Annotated in this window: 15 protein-coding genes and 4 pseudogenes; 11 read left to right on the forward strand and 8 right to left on the reverse strand. The window is 62.5% G+C overall.

Translation table 11 applies throughout. The annotated features are described in order from the left end of the window. Positions 1–3: 3 nt before the first annotated feature. The 5 genes from nuoJ to nuoN are packed head-to-tail and all read left to right on the forward strand — an operon-like array spanning position 4 to position 5,693. The gene (nuoJ, locus tag ACF8C6_RS16300; RefSeq protein ID WP_392500234.1) at positions 4–513 is read left to right on the forward strand and encodes an NADH-quinone oxidoreductase subunit J; all 510 of its coding nucleotides are present in this window, start codon (positions 4–6) and stop codon (positions 511–513) included. Further along, the gene (gene nuoK, locus ACF8C6_RS16305; RefSeq protein ID WP_076429156.1) at positions 510–818 is read left to right on the forward strand and encodes an NADH-quinone oxidoreductase subunit NuoK; all 309 of its coding nucleotides are present in this window, start codon (positions 510–512) and stop codon (positions 816–818) included. The genes nuoJ and nuoK overlap by 4 nt, the downstream gene beginning before the upstream one ends. After that, positions 815–2,662 carry an NADH-quinone oxidoreductase subunit L gene (gene nuoL, locus ACF8C6_RS16310; protein ID WP_392500235.1) on the forward strand — a complete coding sequence of 616 codons (1,848 nt, stop codon included), beginning with the start codon at positions 815–817 and terminating at the stop codon, positions 2,660–2,662. Before nuoK ends, nuoL begins: the two co-directional genes overlap by 4 nt. Before the next feature lie 13 nt (positions 2,663–2,675). Then, positions 2,676–4,205: an NADH-quinone oxidoreductase subunit M gene (nuoM, locus tag ACF8C6_RS16315; RefSeq protein ID WP_392500236.1), complete on the forward strand. Its 1,530-nt coding sequence runs from the start codon at positions 2,676–2,678 to the stop codon at positions 4,203–4,205. 9 nt (positions 4,206–4,214) lie between these two features. Then, entirely contained in the window at positions 4,215–5,693 is a 1,479-nt protein-coding gene (gene nuoN, locus ACF8C6_RS16320; RefSeq protein ID WP_392500237.1) for an NADH-quinone oxidoreductase subunit NuoN, read from the forward strand. Between the two features lie 47 nt (positions 5,694–5,740). On the opposite strand, the gene ACF8C6_RS16325 is transcribed toward nuoN, so the two are convergent. Beyond that, positions 5,741–6,799 (reverse strand): AI-2E family transporter, encoded by a 1,059-nt coding sequence (locus tag ACF8C6_RS16325; RefSeq protein ID WP_392500238.1) that lies wholly within the window; start codon positions 6,797–6,799, stop codon positions 5,741–5,743. Positions 6,800–7,127: 328 nt separating this feature from the next. Between ACF8C6_RS16325 and ACF8C6_RS16330 the strand changes: the two genes are divergently transcribed. After that, positions 7,128–8,438, forward strand: a complete 1,311-nt coding sequence (locus ACF8C6_RS16330; RefSeq protein ID WP_392500239.1) for a hypothetical protein — start codon at positions 7,128–7,130, stop codon at positions 8,436–8,438. Between the two features lie 111 nt (positions 8,439–8,549). Here ACF8C6_RS16330 and ACF8C6_RS16335 read toward each other — a convergent pair. From ACF8C6_RS16335 to ACF8C6_RS16345, 3 genes and pseudogenes are all read right to left on the reverse strand, one after another. Then, positions 8,550–9,548, reverse strand: a pseudogene (locus ACF8C6_RS16335) (methyl-accepting chemotaxis protein); the annotation flags it as partial. Between the two features lie 114 nt (positions 9,549–9,662). Continuing rightward, positions 9,663–10,232: pseudogene (locus ACF8C6_RS16340) on the reverse strand (cache domain-containing protein); the annotation flags it as partial. Positions 10,233–10,325: 93 nt separating this feature from the next. Beyond that, entirely contained in the window at positions 10,326–11,642 is a 1,317-nt protein-coding gene (locus ACF8C6_RS16345; protein WP_392500240.1) for a Na+/H+ antiporter family protein, read from the reverse strand. A 539-nt stretch (positions 11,643–12,181) separates the two neighbouring features. Here ACF8C6_RS16345 and ACF8C6_RS16350 point away from each other — a divergent pair. The 3 genes and pseudogenes from ACF8C6_RS16350 to ACF8C6_RS16360 all read left to right on the forward strand — a co-directional run. Continuing rightward, positions 12,182–13,147, forward strand: a pseudogene (locus ACF8C6_RS16350) (HAMP domain-containing protein); the annotation flags it as partial. 342 nt (positions 13,148–13,489) lie between these two features. Then, positions 13,490–14,005 (forward strand): annotated as a pseudogene (locus ACF8C6_RS16355) (methyl-accepting chemotaxis protein); the annotation flags it as partial. Positions 14,006–14,131: 126 nt separating this feature from the next. Continuing rightward, positions 14,132–14,728 carry an NADPH-dependent FMN reductase gene (locus tag ACF8C6_RS16360; protein ID WP_392500241.1) on the forward strand — a complete coding sequence of 199 codons (597 nt, stop codon included), beginning with the start codon at positions 14,132–14,134 and terminating at the stop codon, positions 14,726–14,728. Here ACF8C6_RS16360 and ACF8C6_RS16365 read toward each other — a convergent pair whose 3' ends face one another. Genes ACF8C6_RS16365 through ACF8C6_RS16380 form a run of 4 tightly spaced genes read right to left on the reverse strand, consistent with a single transcriptional unit; the run spans position 14,729 to position 17,332 of the window. Continuing rightward, entirely contained in the window at positions 14,729–16,045 is a 1,317-nt protein-coding gene (locus ACF8C6_RS16365) for a sensor histidine kinase (RefSeq protein WP_392500242.1), read from the reverse strand. Next, complete coding sequence (locus tag ACF8C6_RS16370) at positions 16,042–16,710, reverse strand: response regulator transcription factor (RefSeq protein WP_392500243.1); 669 nt, start codon at positions 16,708–16,710, stop codon at positions 16,042–16,044. The genes ACF8C6_RS16365 and ACF8C6_RS16370 overlap by 4 nt, the downstream gene beginning before the upstream one ends. Further along, positions 16,710–17,024, reverse strand: coding sequence for a PepSY domain-containing protein (locus tag ACF8C6_RS16375; RefSeq protein ID WP_392500244.1), 315 nt, complete (start codon positions 17,022–17,024; stop codon positions 16,710–16,712). Before ACF8C6_RS16375 ends, ACF8C6_RS16370 begins: the two co-directional genes overlap by 1 nt. Then, a complete protein-coding gene (locus tag ACF8C6_RS16380; protein ID WP_392500245.1) occupies positions 17,024–17,332 on the reverse strand; it encodes a PepSY domain-containing protein in 309 nt (102 codons plus the stop codon). Before ACF8C6_RS16380 ends, ACF8C6_RS16375 begins: the two co-directional genes overlap by 1 nt. 169 nt (positions 17,333–17,501) lie before the next feature. Between ACF8C6_RS16380 and ACF8C6_RS16385 the strand changes: the two genes are divergently transcribed. Further along, the gene (locus ACF8C6_RS16385) at positions 17,502–18,581 is read left to right on the forward strand and encodes a patatin-like phospholipase family protein (protein WP_392500246.1); all 1,080 of its coding nucleotides are present in this window, start codon (positions 17,502–17,504) and stop codon (positions 18,579–18,581) included. A gap of 119 nt (positions 18,582–18,700) precedes the next feature. After that, positions 18,701–19,057, forward strand: a complete 357-nt coding sequence (queD, locus tag ACF8C6_RS16390) for a 6-carboxytetrahydropterin synthase QueD (protein WP_277691222.1) — start codon at positions 18,701–18,703, stop codon at positions 19,055–19,057. The last annotated feature ends 136 nt before the right edge of the window (positions 19,058–19,193 follow it).

The raw sequence follows: 19,193 nt of genomic DNA on the forward strand, positions 1-19,193 counted from the left end.
ATGATGGAATTTGCGTTCTACCTCGCCGCGGGCGTTGCCGTGGCTTCGACAGTGATGGTCATTACCGGGACCAACCCGGTACATGCCCTGCTCAACCTGATCGTCTCCCTGCTGGCCGTGGCCTGCACCTTCTTTGCCCTGGGTGCGCCGTTCGCCGGTGCCCTGGAGATCATCGTCTACGCCGGCGCCATCATGGTGCTGTTCGTCTTCGTGGTGATGATGCTCAACCTCGGCCAGGAAGCCGTGGAGCAGGAGAGGAAATGGCTGACACCGGGTATCTGGACCGGCCCCGCCATTCTTTCCGCCCTGCTGCTGGCGCAGCTGCTGTATGCCCTGTTCGCCAATCCGAGCAATGCACCCATCGGTCTTGAAACCGTGGACGCCAAGGCCGTCGGCATCAGCCTGTTCGGCCCCTACCTGCTGGTCGTGGAGCTGGCCTCCATGCTGCTGCTCGCCGCGCTGGTCGCCGCCTACCACCTGGGCCGCCACGATGCCAAGGAGCCCACCGCATGAATGCCATTCCTCTGGAACACGGCCTGGCGCTGGCCGCCGTGCTGTTCAGCCTGGGCCTGATCGGCCTGATGGTGCGTCGCAACATCCTCTTCGTGCTGATGAGCCTGGAAGTGATGATGAACGCCACCGCCCTCGCCTTCGTCGTCGCCGGCAGCCGCTGGGTGCAGCCTGACGGCCAGGTGATGTTCATTCTGGTGATCACCCTGGCAGCCGCCGAGGCCAGTATCGGCCTGGCGATCCTGTTGCAGCTGTATCGCCGCTTCAACACCCTCGATGTCGACGCTGCCAGCGAGATGCGCGGATGAACCTACTATTTCTCACCCTGCTCTTCCCGCTGATTGGCTGGTTCCTGCTGGCTTTCTCCCGCGGGCGTATTTCGGAAAATAGCGCTGCCGTGATCGGCGTCGGCTCGGTCGGTCTGGCCGCGCTGAGCGCCGCCTGGGTCATCCTGCAGTTCCTCCAGCTGCCGGCCGGCTCGGTCTATAGCCAAACCCTGTGGCAGTGGATGGATGTTGGCGGACTGGCGCCGAACTTCACCCTGCACCTGGACGGCCTGTCGGCCACCATGCTGGGTGTGGTCACCGGCGTGGGCTTTCTGATCCACCTGTTCGCCAGCTGGTACATGCGCAGTGAAGAGGGCTACTCGCGCTTCTTCGCCTACACCAACCTGTTCATCTTCAGCATGTTGCTGCTGGTGCTCGGCGACAACCTGCTGGTGCTGTTCTTCGGCTGGGAAGGCGTGGGCCTGTGCTCTTACCTGCTGATCGGCTTCTACTACAAGCACGTGCCCAACGGTAACGCGGCGCTCAAGGCCTTCATCGTTACTCGTATCGGCGACGTGTTCCTGATGATCGGCCTGTTCATCCTGTTCCTGAATCTCGGCACCCTGAACATTCAGGAGCTGATGGTGCTGGCGCCGCAGAAATACGTAGCCGGTGACAGCTGGCTGTGGATCGCAACCCTGATGCTGCTCGGCGGCGCTGTCGGCAAGTCCGCCCAGCTGCCGCTGCAGACCTGGCTGGCCGATGCCATGGCCGGCCCGACCCCGGTGTCGGCGCTGATCCACGCGGCGACCATGGTCACCGCCGGCGTGTACCTGATCGCGCGTACCCACGGCCTGTTCCTGCTGACCCCGGACATTCTCGAACTGGTCGGCATCGTCGGCGCCGTGACCCTGGTGCTGGCCGGTTTCGCCGCCCTGGTGCAGACCGACATCAAGCGCATCCTCGCCTACTCGACCATGAGCCAGATCGGCTACATGTTCCTCGCCCTTGGCGTGCAGGCCTGGGACGCGGCGATCTTCCACCTGATGACCCACGCCTTCTTCAAGGCCCTGCTGTTCCTTGCTTCCGGCGCGGTGATCCATGCCTGCCACCACGAGCAGAACATCTTCAGGATGGGCGGGCTGTGGAAGAAGCTGCCGTTGGCCTATGCCAGCTTCGTCGTCGGTGGTGCCGCCCTGGCCGCCCTGCCGCTGGTCACCGCCGGCTTCTATTCGAAGGACGAAATCCTCTGGGAAGCCTTCGCCAGCGGCCACAGCGAGCTGCTCTACGCGGGCCTGGCCGGTGCGTTCCTGACCTCGATCTACACCTTCCGCCTGATCTTCATCGCCTTCCACGGCGAGCAGAAGACCGAGGCCCATGCCGGTCACGGCATCGCCCACAACCTGCCGCTAGCCACGCTGATCGTGCTGTCGACCTTCGTCGGCGCGCTGATCACCCCGCCGCTGGCCGGGGTACTGCCGCAGAGCATCGGCCATGCCGGTGGCGAGGCCAAGCACAGCCTGGAGATCGCCTCGGGCGCCATCGCCCTGGCCGGCATTCTCCTCGCTGCCCTGCTGTTCCTCGGTCAGCGCCGCTTCGTCAGCGCCGTGGCCACCAGCGCGCCGGGTCGTTTCCTGTCGGCCTGGTGGTTCGCCGCCTGGGGCTTCGACTGGCTCTACGACAAGCTCTTCGTCCAGCCGTACCTGCTGATCTGCCGCCTGCTCGGTCGCGACCCGATCGACCGCAGCATCGGCCTGATCCCGGCGCTGGCCCGTGGCGGCAATGCCGCGCTGGTGCGCAGCGAAACCGGTCAGGTGCGCTGGTATGCCGCTTCGATCGCCGGGGGCGCCGTATTGGTGCTCGCCGCCATCCTCTTTCTGAGTTAAGGAAAACAGCCTGATGATTCTCCCCTGGCTAATCCTGATTCCCTTTATCGGCGGCCTGCTGTGCTGGCAGGGCGAGCGCTTCGGCACCGTCCTGCCGCGCTGGATCGCCCTGATCACCATGGGCCTGCTGTTCGGCCTCGGCCTGTGGCTGTGGGCCAGCGGCGACTTCAGCCTGGCCCCGCAACCGGGTGCTGATCCGGTCTGGGCCCACGAGTTCAAGGCCGACTGGATTCCGCGTCTGGGCATCACCATTCACCTGGCGATGGACGGCCTGTCGGTGCTGATGGTTGCCCTTACCGGCCTGCTCGGCGTGCTTTCCGTGCTGTGCTCGTGGAACGAGATCCAGAACCGCGTCGGCTTCTTCCACCTCAACCTGATGTGGATTCTCGGCGGCGTGGTCGGCGTGTTCCTCGCCGTGGACCTGTTCCTGTTCTTCTTCTTCTGGGAAATGATGCTGGTGCCGATGTACTTCCTCATCGCGCTCTGGGGTCATAGCGGCAGCAAGGGCCGCACCCGTATCAATGCCGCCACCAAGTTCTTCATCTACACCCAGGCCAGCGGCCTGATCATGCTGGTGGCGATCCTGGCGCTGGTGTTCGTGCACTACAGCCAGACCGGCGTGTTCACCTTCAACTACGCCGACCTGCTGAAGACCGAACTGGCACCACGCACCGAATACCTGCTGATGCTTGGCTTCTTCGTCGCTTTCGCGGTGAAGTTCCCGGTGGTGCCGGTGCACTCCTGGCTGCCGGATGCCCACGCCCAGGCGCCGACCGCCGGCTCGGTGGACCTCGCCGGTATCCTGCTGAAGACCGCCGCCTACGGCCTGATGCGCTTCGCCCTGCCGCTGTTCCCCAATGCCTCGGCGGAGTTCGCGCCAATCGCCATGTGGCTCGGCGTGTTCGCCATCGCCTACGGTGCCTTCCTGTCGTTCGCGCAGACCGACATCAAGCGCCTGGTGGCCTACTCCAGCGTCTCGCACATGGGCTTCGTGCTGATCGCCATCTACTCCGGCAGCCAGATCGCCCTGCAGGGCGCGGTGGTGCAGATGATGGCCCACGGCCTGTCCGCCGCCGCGCTGTTCATCCTCTGCGGTCAGCTCTATGAGCGTCTGCACACTCGCGACATGCGCGAGATGGGCGGCATCTGGGCACGCCTGCCGTGGCTGCCGGGCATCAGCCTATTCTTCGCCGCCGCCGCGCTCGGCCTGCCGGGCACCGGCAACTTCATCGGCGAGTTCCTGATTCTCATCGGCAGCTTCCCGGTCGCGCCGTGGATCGTCGTGCTGGCCGCCTGTGGCCTGGTATTGGGTTCGGTGTACTCGCTGGCGATGATCCACCGCGCCTACTTCGGTCCGGCCAAGTCCACCGAACCACTGCAGCCAATGAAAGCCCGCGAGCTGTACATGGTGCTCGGCCTGGCCGCGCTGCTGATCCTGCTCGGCGTCTACCCGCAACCGGTGCTCGACACCTCCGCTGCCAGCATGCACGGCGTGCAGCAGTGGTTCAGCGGTGCCCTCACTCAACTCGCTTCGGTCCGGTAATCACGCGCTATGGAACTGACGACTCAACACTTCATCGCGCTGCTGCCGCTGCTGGTCACCAGCGCCACCATCATTGTGGTAATGCTGGCCATCGCCTGGAAGCGCAACCATGCCATGGCCTTCATCCTCTCGGTGCTAGGCCTGAATCTCGCACTGCTGTCGATCATCCCGGCCCTGGGCGTCACGCCGATCCAGGTCACCCCGCTGCTGCTGATCGACAAATTCGCCTGCTACTACATGGCGCTGGTATTGGCCGCAACGCTGGCCTGCACCACCCTGACCCATGCCTATTTGGGCGGTGAATCCGGACGCCAGGGCTATCCCGGCAACCGCGAGGAACTGTATCTGCTGATGCTGTTGTCCGGCCTGGGCGGTCTGGTACTGGTCAGCGCGCAGCATCTGGCCGGCCTGTTTATCGGCCTGGAGCTGCTGTCGGTACCGACCTACGGCATGATCGCCTACGCCTTCTTCAACAAGCGCTCGCTGGAAGCCGGCATCAAGTACATGGTGCTGTCCGCCGCAGGCTCAGCCTTCCTGCTGTTCGGCATGGCCCTGCTCTACGCCGAGTCCGGCAGCCTGAGCTTCGCCGGCATCGGCGCCAAGCTGGCCGAAGGTGGACTGCCCAGCCTGATCGCCCAGATCGGTGTCGGCATGATGCTGATCGGCCTGGCCTTCAAACTGTCGCTGGTACCCTTCCACCTGTGGACGCCGGACGTCTACGAGGGCGCCCCGGCGCCAGTCGCCGCCTTCCTCGCCACCGCCAGCAAGGTCGCCGTGTTCGCCGTACTGCTGCGCCTGTACCAGATCGCCCCGGTTGCTGCCGGCGGCTGGCTGGAAGGCTTGCTGACGGCGATCGCCATCGCCTCGATCCTGTTCGGTAACCTGCTGGCGCTATTGCAGAACAACCTCAAGCGCCTGCTCGGTTACTCGTCCATCGCCCACTTCGGCTACCTGCTGATCGCACTGATCGCCAGCCAGGGCCTGGCCGTGGAAGCCATCGGCGTATACCTGGCGACCTACGTGCTGACCAGCCTGGGCGCGTTTGGCGTGATCACCCTGATGTCCACACCCTATAGCGGCCGCGACGCCGATGCCCTGTACGAATACCGCGGCCTGTTCTGGCGCCGCCCGTACCTGACCGCCGTGCTGACCGTGATGATGCTGTCGCTGGCCGGCATTCCGCTGACCGCCGGCTTTATCGGCAAGTTCTACGTGGTCGCCGCCGGCGTGCAGGCGCAGCAGTGGTGGCTGCTCGGTGCCCTGGTGCTGGGCAGCGCCATCGGTGTGTTCTACTACCTGCGCGTGATGGTCACCCTGTTCATGGTCGAGCCGGGCCTGACCCGCCACGACGCGCCGTTCAACTGGGGCCAGCGCGCCGGCGGCATCATGTTATTGGCCGTCGCCCTGCTCGCCTTCATTCTCGGCGTGTACCCCCAGCCGCTGCTGGAACTGGTGCAGCAAGCCGGTCTGGTCGCCGTCGCGCACTGATCGCAGCGATAAAAAACCGGCTCCGGCCGGTTTTTTAATGCCCGGAGTCAGGGCAAATGCACCTGCCGTCGCATGCGGTACAGATCCCAACTGGCGATGAACAGTGCAGCGATCAGCGGGCCGATCACAAAGCCGTTGAGGCCAAACAGGGTTAGCCCGCCCAGCGTCGAGATGAGCACCAGGTAGTCGGGCATTCGCGTGTCCTTACCTACCAGAACCGGTCGCAACAGGTTGTCCACCAAGCCGATCACCAGCACACCAAACGCGATCAGCGTCATACCCTGCACCGGCTTGCCGGTCGCCAGCAGGTACAACGCCACCGGCCCCCAGACCAATCCGCAGCCGACTGCAGGTAACAACGACAGGAAGGTCATCAACACCCCCCAAAGCAGTGGGCTACCGATGCCCAACAGCCAGAATATGAAGCCGCCCAGCGCGCCTTGAATGGCCGCTACCAGCAAGTTGCCCTTTACCGTAGACCGCACCACTCGGGTGAACTTGATCTGCAGCCGGCGCTTGAGCGAATCCTCGAGCGGCACAGCAGTGCGTACCAGACGCACCAACTCTGGACCATCGCGCAGAAAGAAGTACAACAGATAGAGCATGACGAAAAAGCCGACCAGAAACTGGAAGGTGTTCTGGCCGATATCAAACACCTTGGTCGCGAGAAACTCGCTGCCCTGTAGTGCGCCCTGGGCAATACGCTCGCGCAGCGCCTCGAAGTTGCCCAGACCAATACGGTCGAGCGGCTGTTGCAGCATGTCGGGAAGCCGATCCTTGAGCCGCTCGACGTAGGCGCCAATGTCCACCTCGCCCTGTTCGATACGCTCGTAGATGGCCGAACCTTCGCTGACCAGCGCCATGCTGATGAGGGTGACCGGCAAGATCGCCACCACCACACACACTGTCAGCGTTAATGATGCCGAGAGGTTACCGCGACCTCCGAAACGCCGCGCCAGCCGCCGCTGCAAGGGAGCGAACAGCACGCCCAGCACCACCGCCCAGAACAGTGCTCCCCAGTACGGCAACAGCATCCAGCCAAAGGCCAGCGTCACTAGAATCAGGAGGGCGAGAAAGGATTTCTGCTCGATACGCGGTGAATACATGGCAATACCCGGTCAGGACTGTTGCTCCTTAGTCCCGCGCATCGCCTGCAAAGTGCAGCCTAATTGCCGGCCAGCAGATGCCTGAAGCCCATTGCAGTGCTTGACTCTCATGCGAGCGTGCGGCCGCACGTGTTCGACTCGAGGCCGCCACCCGGAAACGGCCAGGCGCAGCTACGCGTTAACGCCTGAACCTGCGCCCTAGCAGAAAACTCAAAAACACACCGTTCAGCGGAGAAAGACAACAACTGCGGAACATTTTCAGCCTGCAAAGGCCGAGACCTGTAAGCCTGACTCACCGCCTTCACTGTGAATGCTCCGGAGGTCAACCGTGAACAACCGACTCCGCACACTGGCCCTCGGGCTGCTTCTGGGCGCCACGCTGCTCGACGCCAACCTGTCGAGCGCCGCGCCGATGCGCGCCGCAGACTTCATTGCCAGACAGGGGGTCAACCTGCACATCAGCCAGGGCACCTCCAACTACAAGAAGATGGACATGGTGACCGCCAATCTCGCTTATCTCGGCATCCACAATGTTCGCGACAGCTTCAATCCCTTCTGGAACGGTCCGGCCTATGGCTACTACACCCACCTGGCCCAGGCCGGCATGAAGTGGACATTCATCAGCGCCGTCGGCGGCACGCGCTCACCGACGACCATCGCCACCTTTCTGAACAACATCAGCGCGCTGGAAAGGGCTGTCCCCGGTTCGGTATTCGCGGTGGAGGGGCCGAACGAGATCAACAACTTCCCGCTGACATGGGAGCCCACCGGACAGAAAGGTCTGGATGCGGCCCTGGCCTTCCAGCAATCGCTGTATGGGCAGACACAGGCATCGCCGGTACTCAAGAAAGCCAAGGTGTTCTACTTCACCGGCTACGATGCCGGCAGCATTCCCAAAGGGCCTGACCCGACCACCACCCCCGGTTACTCCCACTACAACAACCAGCACCCCTACCCGTTGCATGGCAAGCCGCCCGCACGCTGGATCGCCCGCAGCAAGGCCCTGGGCAACACGCCCAGCGGGGCGGGCCCTGCGGTATACACGGAAACCGGCTACCAGATCCCCAAGACCTCGGAGGCGCAGGCCGCTTCCTGGACACTGAATCTACTGGTTGGCAGTGCCGCCAACGGTATCTACCGCACCTACCTCTACCAGCTGATGGATGAGGGGAACGGTTGGGGACTGTTCAGCAAGACAACGAACCAACCTACGCCCGCGGCAACCGCCATCCACAACATGAACACGATCCTGGCGGACGACGGTGAGAAGGCCAGAACCTTTACGCCGACCACGCTGGTCAAGTATTCGACCAGCGGTCGGCCCGCAACCGGCAGAAGCTTCGTCGTGCAAAAGAGCGATATGGAAACCAACATCCTGGTGTGGGCAGAGCCTGATGAGTTCCCGGGCCCGGAGACGCCGGTCATGGTCCACTTCGGCGCTGAGCAGCCTCTTGTGCTCATCTATGATCCGCTGGAGGGCACCGGTCCGATCCAGTCGCTGAGAAACGTGTCCTCGGCGGAAATCCGGGTGACCGACCATCCTCTGATTGTGCAGATACCGACCGCCGCGGCCTTGGCGCTGGCGAAAGATCGCCTGTTGATCTCGCCTACAGCAGCACAAGCAAGCCCAGCGAACTAGCAGGGGGCGCCGGCAAGTGCACACGCCCAAATGACGGAGGCCGGGTATTCGTGCGCGCCACAAACAAACGCCCCGCATGTAACGGGGCGTTTGTGCATCATCGCGGCGTCATCAGATACGGAACTGCCGTACCAGACTGCCCAACCGATCCCCCAGGCTCGCCAGGCTGCGTGAAGTCTCGGCGCCATGACGGGTTTCATCGGCCACGCTTTCGACGGCCACGGCAATCTGGTGCACGCTGCGATTGATTTCCTCGGCGACGGCGGTCTGCTCTTCGGCGGCGCTGGCGATCTGCGCGTTCATCGCGTTGATGGTGCCGATCAGCTGAGCGATGGCATCCAGTGAGGCGCCGGCCTGGTTGGCCTGCTCGCTGGTCGTCTCGCCGGCGTCGCTGGAACGGCGCATGGCACTGACCGAAGCCTGGGTACCCTGCTGCAGACGGTCGATCATGCCCTGGATTTCCTGGGTGCTTTGCTGGGTACGGCTGGCCAGCGCACGCACCTCGTCGGCCACTACGGCGAAACCACGCCCGGCCTCGCCGGCACGGGCAGCCTCGATCGCGGCATTGAGGGCGAGAAGATTGGTCTGCTCGGCGATGGAGCGAATCACGTCGAGGACGCTGACGATGGACTGTACGTCCTGCTGCAGGCTGTCGAGTGATTGGCCACTGTCGCGGATTTCGCCCACCAGCGCGTGAATGCGCTCGATACTGCCGTCCACGACCTTCTTCGCGGCCTGGCCTTCGGTGTCGGTCTGCTGCGCCGCCTCGGCTGCGCCCTGGGCGCTGCGCGCCACCTCATGTGCTGCGGCGGACATCTCGTTGATCGCTGTCGCCACCTGGTCGGTTTCGTGACGCTGGCGCTCCATCGCCTCTTCGGAGCGCTGGGCCTGGGCGGCGACCTCGCCCACCAGGTTGGTCAGTTGCCCAGTCATCTCGGCGATCTGCCGAACCAGACCGTGCACCTTCTCGACGAAACGGTTGAACGAACCGGCCAGTTGGCCCAACTCATCATCGCTGGTGACCGGCAGACGGCGGGTCAGATCCCCCTCGCCCGCCGCAATGTCGTCCAGATTGGCCTTGATCAGCTGCAGCGGACGCAGGAAGGCATTGCTCAGGGCCAGGCCAATAATGCCAAACACCACCAGCATGATCAGCGCAATCACCAGGATGCTGGTGAGGATGGTGTTTACCCGCTCCTCGATGCTGGCCTCGACCTCGGCCACCTGCAGTTCGACGCCATCCAGGTTCACCGCCGTACCCAGGGCCAGGTCCCACTTGGGCAGGTAGTAGCTGTAGGCCAGTTTGGGCACCAGGATCTTGTCGTTGCTCGGCAGCGGTGAGCTGTACTGCACATAATTGCTGCCATCTTTGGCTACACGAACCAGCTCGTCGTTGACCCGCACGCCATTGGGGTCCTGACGGCCAGTGAAACTCTTGCCGACATCGGCTGGACTGTCGCCACGGAACAGGCGCACCACCTGCGAGTCGTAACCGAAGAAGTAGCCGTCTTTGCCGTACTTGATTTTCGACAAGATCGCGATGGCCTGCTCGCGGCTGCTCATGTCGCCCTGGCTGGCACTGTCATAGAGGCTCTGCACCGAGCCCATGGCGATCTGCATATAACTCTGCAGTTGCTGGCGGCTTTCGCCGACCAGACGCTCGCGGGTTTCACGCACCTCGTCCGCCGCCAGGTCGGTGAGAATCTTCGCCGCCGCGCCACTGAGTATCAGGGCAAAGAGGATCACCGGCAGCAAGGCCAGCAGCAGGACTTTGGTTTTCAGGGTAAGACGCATGTTCCTTTCCTTATGAGCAGGTCTGCGTAAGCACAACGGGGGTACCGCTATATCGGCACCCCCGTCGTCTACATGAACGACTAATCAGTCGGATTACAACGTCATCGCAGCCAGCCAGCCAAACGCCAGCAAAGGCAGGTTGTAATGCAGAAAGGTCGGCACCACGGTATCCCAGATATGGTTGTGCTGACCGTCTACGTTAAGACCGGAGGTCGGTCCCAGGGTCGAATCCGAAGCCGGCGAACCGGCATCGCCCAGAGCGCCAGCCGTGCCGACGATGCTGACGATGGCCAGCGGACTGAAACCCAGCTGCACGCCGAGCGGCACGAAGATGGCCGCGATGATCGGCACGGTGGAAAAGGAAGAGCCGATGCCCATGGTCACCAGCAGGCCGACCAGCAGCATCAGCAGCGCACCCAACGCCTTGCTGTTACCGATCCAGTCAGCAGCGGCATCCACCAGGCTCTGCACCTGGCCTGTGGCCTTGAGTACTTCGGCAAAACCAGCGGCAGCAATCATGATGAAACCGATAGTGGCCATCATCTTCATGCCCTCGGTAAACAGGTCGTCCGCTTCGCGCCAACGCACCACACCCGACAGCGAGAACACCAGAAATCCGGCCAGGGCGCCGACTATCATCGAGTCCAGCCAGAGCTGTACGACGAACGCCAGAGCCACCGCTACACCGGCGACCAGCAGGGTAGCGCGACTGTAGCGCGCTCCCGCGCGCTCGACCTGGGCAATGCGCTGCAGGTCGTAGTCCCGCTTGCCGCGATAGCTGAACAACACGGCCACCAATAGACCGCAGAGCATACCGAGGGCAGGAATAGCCATGGCATGCAGGGCGCTGAGTCCTTCCACCGCAACGCCGTTCTTGGCCACATTGGCCAGCAGTATCTCGTTGAGGAAGATGCTGCCGAAACCCACTGGCAGGAACATGTAGGGCGTCACCAGACCGAAGGTCAACACACAGGCAACCAGGCGGCGGTCGATGCGCAGACGGGTCAGCACATAGAGCAACGGGGGAACCAGCAACGGGATAAAGGCGATATGGATCGGCAGCACGTTCTGCGAAGCAACGGCTACGGCCAGCAGCAAGCCGAGCAACAGCCACTTCAGCCCAGAGCTCTCGCTACCCTGGCGCCCCACCAGAGCCAACGCCCGATCCGCCAGCGCGTGGGCCAGCCCGGATTTGGCGATGGCCACGGCAAAGGCACCCAGCAGTGCATAGGACAGTGCCACCGTAGCCCCGCCGCCCAATCCCGCGTTGAATGCCTGCAACGAGCCCTCCAGCCCCAAGCCCCCAACCAACCCGCCAGCCAGCGCCCCCAGGATCAGTGCCACGACCACGTGCACACGCATCAGGCTGAGGGCCAGCATGAGGCTGACCGCGACTATGACTGCATTCATCTCTCACTCCTGCGGATTACGCCTGCCCAAGGCAGAAAAAGCCGCGAACTCTGCCCGTTCGCTCTGCGTCTGTCAAAGCCGGATGCACTGCGGGATTGCCTGAAAAATCAGGTGCTTTAACCTAGAGGCTCAAGCAGGGCATTAAATCGTCTCTTTGGGTCAAGCTTCTGACGCCACAGCCGATGTATGTCCTAGTAGTCTGAATCTAGAAGGATCACGTCATGCTGTCGCGCCTGTCCATACAGTGGAAAATCACTCTGCTCGCCGGTCTCTGCCTACTGGCCATCGTGACCCTGTTGGTCGGCACCTCGCTCTATCAGTCGCGTAGCAGCGCCGAGCTGGTGAAGTCCTCCAGTACCGGCATGCTCGAAGAGTCTGCACGGCTGCGCATGGCGGCCCGCGGCGAGCTGCAGAGCCTGCGCATCCAGCGCTACTTCATGAGCGCCTACCTGTACGGCAAGGGTTTCTCGCGCCAGGTGCTGTTTCTCAAGGATCAGGCCGAGAAGCGCTTTCTCGATGCCTTCGACCTGCGCGAAGACATGACCCGCCAGGTGCGCACAGCCCTCGAAGGTAATCCCGAGCTGCTTGGTCTGTATCTGGTGTTCGAACCCAATGCTCTCGATGGCAAGGACGAGCTGTTCGCCGACCAGGCCGAACTGGGCAGTAACGAAAAAGGCCGCTTCGCGCTGTACTGGTCGCAGGGCATTCCGGGTGAACTGGAGTCCGAAGCCATGACCGAGGAAAACCTGTCCGACACCACCAAGGGCGTCGGCGGCACCCCCTACAACGCCTGGTACACCTGCCCACGCGACACCCGCAAAACCTGTGTACTCGACCCCTACTTCGATGAGGTCAACGGCAAGCAGGTGTTGATGACCAGCATCGCCTTCCCCCTGGAACAGAACGGCCAGGTGATCGGCGTGATGGGCGTGGATATCAGCCTGGCCAACCTGCAGCAGATCAGCGATCAGGCCAGCAGCGAGCTGTATGACGGCCAGGCTCAGGTCAGCATCATCAGCCCCGCCGGCTTGCTCGCAGGCCACAGTCGTGATGCCAGCATGCTAGGCAAGCCGCTGGCTGATGCCTTCACCACTCAACATGCCGCCATCCGCACACTGCTGAGCCAGGGTCAGGCTCAGGCGCTGGAGCATGCCGAACTGCTTCAGGTCTTCGAACCGCTGCTGCCAATTCCCGAAGCCACCAACTGGGGGGTTCTGCTGGAAGTGCCCCGCCCGACCCTGCTTGGCCCGGCGCTGCGCCTGGAGCAGCAACTCGATGAACAGCGCACAGCCTCCACAATGGTTGCCTTGGGCGTGGGAGCAGTGGCCATCCTCCTGGGGCTTGGTCTGATGTGGCTGACCGCCCTCGGCGTCACCCGCCCAGTGCTCGGCGTGGCGGCCATGCTGAAGAACATCGCCAGCGGCGAAGGCGACCTGACCCGCCGCCTGGAATATGCCAAACAGGATGAACTCGGCGAACTGGCCAGCTGGTTCAACCGCTTCCTCGACAAACTGCAACCGACCATTGCCGACGTGAAGCGCTCGGTACAGGACGCCCGCAGCACTGCCGACCAGTCCGCAGCGATTGCCAGCCAGACCAGCTCGGGGATGCAACAACAGTTCCGCGAGATCGATCAGGTGGCCACCGCCTCCCAGGAAATGAGCGCCACCGCCCACGACGTCGCCAACAACGCTGCACAGGCCGCCGACGCAGCGCGCGGGGCCGATGCGGCGGCTCGTGAAGGTTTGACCATAATCGACCGCACCACGCTCTCCATCGAACAACTGGCCAGCGAGCTCAATTCAGCCATGGGCGAGGTCGAAGCCCTGGCCAGCAGCAGCGAACAGATCGGCTCGGTACTGGAGGTGATCCGCGCCATCGCCGAACAGACCAACCTCCTCGCCCTCAACGCCGCCATCGAGGCGGCCCGCGCCGGCGAGGCAGGCCGTGGCTTTGCTGTGGTGGCCGACGAAGTCCGCAACCTGGCCAAACGCACTCAGGACTCGGTGGAAGAAATCCGCCAGGTGATCGAAAACCTGCAGAGCGGCACCCGTGATGTGGTCGGCTCCATGCACAGCAGTCACAAGCAGGCCCAGGGCAGTGTCGAGATGGTCGAACAGGCCGTCACCGCCCTGCGCCGGATCGGTGATGCCGTCACGGTGATCAACGACATGAACCTGCAGATCGCCTCCGCTGCCGAGGAGCAAAGCGCAGTGGCCGAAGAGGTTAACCGCAACGTCTCCAGCATTCGCGACGTCACCGAGGCGCTGGCCGGTCAGGCTGACGAGTCCGCGCGGGTCAGCCAGAGCCTCAACAGCCTGGCCAACCACCAGCAGGGGCTGATGGATCAGTTCCGCGTCTGATCTGCTCACGCCAGTGCCCGGTTGCGGGCACTGGCGTCATCCGTCCGCATCCCTGGCGCTTCGCCACTTGCCTCGTTCCAGAGCGGCCGCTAGCCTGCCCGCAGTCATTCCCACGAGGCTCTGCACATGCTCAATATCGCCCTGATTGCCGGCTCCAGCCGCCGCGACAGCCAGTCCGCCAAGGTCGCCCGCTATCTTCGTCAACGCCTGATTGAGCTGGGTCTGACCCATGCCGAGCAAAGCAGCCTGATCGATCTGGGCGAGCGCGGTCTGCCGCTGTGGCCTGCGGAAGAAAAAGGCCCCTGGACCGACTACCAGCAGCAACTGGCAGCAGCCGATGCCCTGTTGGTCATTGCTCCGGAGTGGAATGGTATGGCATGCCCGGCGGTGAAGAACTTCTTCTTGTACGCCAGCAAGGCCGAGCTCGCACATAAGCCGGCACTGCTGGTGGGCGTCTCTTCCGGCATCGGTGGCGCCTACCCAATCAGCGAGTTGCGTGCTTCGGGCTACAAAAACTGCCGCATTGCCTATCTGCCGGAACACCTGATCGTGCGCCAGGTCGAGGCGGTGATGAACCCTGGCGAGGCCAACGGCGAAGACGACCTGCGCATCCGCAAGCGCGCCGACTATGCCCTGGACATCCTCGGCAAGTACGCCGAAGCACTGAAGCCCGTACGTACAGCCATCGACATGAACAACCCGGCCTTCACCAACGGCATGTGATCAACGAGGTGAAGGCAACCTGATGGCCACTCGCAGCCCGCCCAGCGGGCTGTCCTCCAGCAACACGCTGCCCCCCCAGGCATCGACGATATCGCGCACGATGCCCAGGCCCAGGCCATGTCCGGCTACCTGTTCGTCAAGGCGCGTGCCGCGGCCCAGTACCGCCTCACGGCGTTCCACCGCAATGCCAGGGCCATCATCGTCCACCCACAGCGTATAACCGTCGCGGTCCTGCGCCAGGCTCAGACGCACCTCGGCATCAGCCCATTTGCAGGCGTTATCCAGCAGGTTGCCGAGCACCTCCAGCACATCCTCACGATCCCAGGGTAGGCACAACCCCGGCTCGGCCTGCCAGTCCAGTTTGAGGCCATAGCTGTGGATCATGCTTAGCGTGCTGAGCAGCCCCGGCAACTCCTGCGCACAGTCGAAATGTGCTCCAGGCAGTACCTCTCCGGCCAGCCGCGCCCGACCGAGCTCACGCTCCAGGCGCTGCTGAATCTGCCGTAATTGCTCGCGTAGCGCGGCCTGTAGCTCAGGCTGGCCTCGCAGTTCTTCCCGCTCGCTGAGGCTGACGAGAACAGCCAGTGGCGTTTTCAATGCGTGTCCGAGATTGCCAAGGGCGTTGCGGGAGCGCTTGAGAGTGTCTTCGGTATGATTCAGCAGGCGGTTGACCTGGCCCACCAATGGCTCAAGCTCCTCCGGCACCTCACTGTCCAGCTCGCTGCGCCGCCCTTGTTGCAACTGGGCAATCTGCTTGCGTACCCGCTCCAGTGGGCGCAGGGCTGCACGCACGGTGTAACGCTGGGCCAAGAGAATCAGCAGTAGCGCGGCCCCACCCAGACCGAAGCCGATCCACTGCAGGCGACGAAAGCTCTGCAGGATCGGTGTGTAGTCCTGCGCCACGAGGATGGAAAACGACTCGCCGAAGCGCTTGTAGTCAGCCCGGTAAACCAGCAACAACTGCCCACGCGGACCGTCGCCAAGTCCATCCTGCAGGCCCAGAGCGGTTGGTCGCTGCAGATCGCGGTCCCACAACGAGCGAGAGCGCCAGGTCTTTTCGGCGAAGTCGATACGGAAATAATGCCCGGAGAACGGCCGCTGAAAAGTCGGGTCCAGGCGGCGCTCATCCAGCTGTATTCCAGTCTGGCCTCGCACCAGAGCGGCCAGCAACGTTTGCGTCTCGTCCTTCAGGTCTTCTTGCAGGTAGCGCCGCAAATTGTGGTCGAACAGCCACACGCTGCTCTGCGCCAGTACCAGGCCCACCATCACCAGCACTCCGGCAAGGCCCAGGCTGAGACGGCGCTGAATTGACCTCAAGCCTCGACCCCTGCATAGCGATACCCCTGGCCCCGACGGGTTTCGATCACCGCACGGCCAAGCTTGCCGCGAAGACGGTTAACGTGCACCTCAAGCACGTTCGAGTCACGCTCGCTTTCCCCGTCATAGAGATGGTCTGCCAACTGACTCTTCGACAGAATCTGTCCAGGGTGCAGCATGAAATAGCGCAGCAAACGGAATTCTGCAGAGGTCAGCTCAATCTGTTCTCCGGCGCGGCTAACGCACTGGCGACTCTCGTCCAGCTGCAAACCGGCCGCCTCCAGTTGCGGCTGATTAGCTAAGCCGTGGGCGCGGCGCAACAGTGCCTGGATGCGCAGTGCCAGCTCCTCGGGGTGAAAAGGCTTGGTCAGGTAATCGTCCGCACCAGCCTTGAGGCCATCGATGCGTTCAGCCCAGGAACCACGGGCAGTCAGGATCAACACCGGAGTTGCCAATCCTCCGCTACGCCATTCGCGCAGCACCTCAAGGCCTGGTCTTCCTGGCAGACCCAGGTCAAGAATAATCAGATCATAGGGCTCGGTAGCCCCCTGATGGACAGCATCGCGGCCATCGGCCAACCAGTCCACGGCATAACCCTGCTCTTTCAGGGCTGCCATTAGCTCATCGGCCAGAGGTACGTGATCCTCTACCAGCAACAGACGCATCAGTCCTCCAGCTCATCCTTGAGGATGCGGCCATCGCGGGCATCCAGCTCCAGCTCACGGACGCTACCATCAGCGGTCAGCAGCTCGATCTCGTAGACCAGCACATCGTCTTCCTCTTCCAGTTCCGCCTCCAGCAACTCGGCTCCGGGATAGCGGCCCATGGCAGGCGCCATCAGCGACTCCAGAGGGTGTATGACACCCTCCTGACGCAAGCGCAGTGCCTCATCATGATCCAGGTCGCGAGCTTGGACATTGAGCACCGTCAGCGAAAGCGCCAGAAGTGCGGCCCCACTACGACGCAACACAGGCTTCATCAGTCATCCCGATGCTCTTGCAGAATCTGCCCATTGACGGCGTCAAGTTCCACATCCCACTGCACCCCCTGGGCGTCGCGCACTTCGACCTGGTACACATAGCGACCGTGCTCCTGCTCAAGCTCAGTATCTTCGATCTTGCCGCCCGGATACTTGGCCAACGCGGCCTCATTGAGTTTCTCGAAGCTCTGGATGGTACCGGCATCGCGCAATTTCAACGCCTCGTCCGGCCCCAGATCACGAGCCTGGGCGATGCCGGCTGTGGCAGCTAGGGAGGCAATGGCAAAAAGATGGGTCAGCTTGTTCATGGTGTTCTCCTGAGGGATCTGTTGTCTACGGAGACCAAGATACTGGTGCCGACTTAATCCAAGCTGAATCCAGCTAAGCCTCACAACTGACTGGATATTCACCGGCTGAAGGCGCTTGGCCTGGCGGGCCACGCCACTATAATCGCTGGCCTGCAATATGGAGCCGAGCATGACCGCGATCCACATCAAGTCCCCTGCCCTTAGCCTGCGTGCAGGCAAACGCGCCCTCGCCCGCATTCGTGAACGCGGTCTGCTGCCTGCTGATGTCAGCATTCTGCCTGGGGCCGCAGGCGGACCCAAGGGGTTGGGCATTCAGGGGCTTGATCTTGCGTTGTTTGGTGACTGGCTGCCACGAGCACCGCGCGAACGCACGCTCATCGGTGCCTCGATCGGCTCTTGGCGCTTCGCCAGTGCCTGCCTGCCTGACGCCTGCGCGGGCATTCGACGCCTCGGTGAGCTTTATACCAGCCAGCGATTCGCCAAGGGCGTGAGCATGGCAGAGGTATCGCGCAGCTGTGTGCAGTTACTGGATGACTTGTTCGAAGGGCAAGATGCGGCCGTAATTAACAATCCGCTCTATCGCCTCAACATAGTGATCGTGCGCAGCCATGGTCTGCTGCAGCACGATCATCGCGGCAAGCTTGGTCTTGGCCTGTCGTCGGTCATTGGCAACAACCTTCTTGGCCGGCAACGTTTGGGCCGCCACTTCGACCGGGTGATCCTGCATGACGCCCGCCAAGTACCGCCGCTAGGCACCCTGAATGATTTCCGCTCACACTTTCACGCCTTGGCCGAAAGCAACTTGCGTCACGCCTTGCTGGCCTCAGGCTCCATACCCATGGTGATGGAGGCAATCCGCGACATTCCGGGCCTAGAGCCAGGCAGTTATCGTGACGGAGGCCTGCTGGACTACCACCTCGACCTGCCCTACGAAAGTGACGGTTTGGTGCTCTATCCACACTTCACCGACAAGGTCATTCCAGGCTGGTTTGATAAGAGTCTGCCCTGGCGACGGAGTGACGGTGATCGACTGCAGGACGTCTTGCTGCTCTCCCCCTCACGTGAATACCTGGCGAAACTGCCTCACGGCAAGCTACCGGACCGCAGCGACTTCAAGCGCTACCTGGGCAACGATGCCGGCCGCGAACGTTACTGGCGTAAGGCAATGGCCGAAAGCCAGAGGCTGGGCGACGAATTTCTTCAAATGACTGAAAATGATCAGTTAAGCGAGCGTCTACAACCCCTTTGAGCTACTACCTTCAGTCCGCGAGCCCCCCGATGCGACGGGCGATCTGAGATTGTGGCTGGTAAACTGCGGTGAACGCATATCTGACCCGTTTCGCATCTATCCAGCAGAGCGCACTTACCTTGGAACTGTTCAAAGAATTCACATTCGAATCCGCCCACTTCCTACCCAATGTACCAACAGGCCATAAGTGCGGACGCCTGCACGGCCACTCGTTCCGGGCGGCTATTTACATCGAGGGGGAGGTCGATCCTCATACCGGTTGGATTCGTGACTTCGCCGAGATCAAGGCCATCTTCAAACCGATCTACGACCTGCTTGATCATAACTACCTGAACGAAATACCAGGCCTGGAAAACCCCACTAGCGAGAATCTCGCAAAGTGGATATGGCTGGAGCTCAAACCATTACTGCCTGAACTGTCCCGCGTGCGAGTTCACGAAACCTGCACTAGCGGCTGCGAATACCGCGGCGACTGAACCATCTTCGGCAATAGAAAAAGCCACCCCAGGGTGGCTTTTTGGCGTCATTAGCTTTCTATAGATTTTCTCGGCGCAAAGACAAACCCCCGACCAGCATGAGCGGGTCGGGGGTTTGGGATAGGAGCTTGACGAT

Origin of the sequence: Pseudomonas sp. zbq_18 (assembly GCF_043102245.1) — a bacterium.
GTDB lineage: Bacteria > Pseudomonadota > Gammaproteobacteria > Pseudomonadales > Pseudomonadaceae > Aquipseudomonas.

What these genes read in the sequence shown, in the direction of transcription:
- nuoJ (WP_392500234.1), top strand. Translation starts at nt 4, where the DNA reads ATGGAATTTGCGTTCTACCTCGCCGCGGGCGTTGCCGTGGCTTCGACA.
- nuoK (WP_076429156.1), top strand. Translation starts at nt 510, where the DNA reads ATGAATGCCATTCCTCTGGAACACGGCCTGGCGCTGGCCGCCGTGCTG.
- nuoL (WP_392500235.1), top strand. Translation starts at nt 815, where the DNA reads ATGAACCTACTATTTCTCACCCTGCTCTTCCCGCTGATTGGCTGGTTC.
- nuoM (WP_392500236.1), top strand. Translation starts at nt 2,676, where the DNA reads ATGATTCTCCCCTGGCTAATCCTGATTCCCTTTATCGGCGGCCTGCTG.
- nuoN (WP_392500237.1), top strand. Translation starts at nt 4,215, where the DNA reads ATGGAACTGACGACTCAACACTTCATCGCGCTGCTGCCGCTGCTGGTC.
- ACF8C6_RS16325 (WP_392500238.1), bottom strand. Translation starts at nt 6,799, where the DNA reads ATGTATTCACCGCGTATCGAGCAGAAATCCTTTCTCGCCCTCCTGATT.
- ACF8C6_RS16345 (WP_392500240.1), bottom strand. Translation starts at nt 11,642, where the DNA reads ATGAATGCAGTCATAGTCGCGGTCAGCCTCATGCTGGCCCTCAGCCTG.
- ACF8C6_RS16360 (WP_392500241.1), top strand. Translation starts at nt 14,132, where the DNA reads ATGCTCAATATCGCCCTGATTGCCGGCTCCAGCCGCCGCGACAGCCAG.
- ACF8C6_RS16370 (WP_392500243.1), bottom strand. Translation starts at nt 16,710, where the DNA reads ATGCGTCTGTTGCTGGTAGAGGATCACGTACCTCTGGCCGATGAGCTA.
- ACF8C6_RS16375 (WP_392500244.1), bottom strand. Translation starts at nt 17,024, where the DNA reads ATGAAGCCTGTGTTGCGTCGTAGTGGGGCCGCACTTCTGGCGCTTTCG.
- ACF8C6_RS16380 (WP_392500245.1), bottom strand. Translation starts at nt 17,332, where the DNA reads ATGAACAAGCTGACCCATCTTTTTGCCATTGCCTCCCTAGCTGCCACA.
- ACF8C6_RS16385 (WP_392500246.1), top strand. Translation starts at nt 17,502, where the DNA reads ATGACCGCGATCCACATCAAGTCCCCTGCCCTTAGCCTGCGTGCAGGC.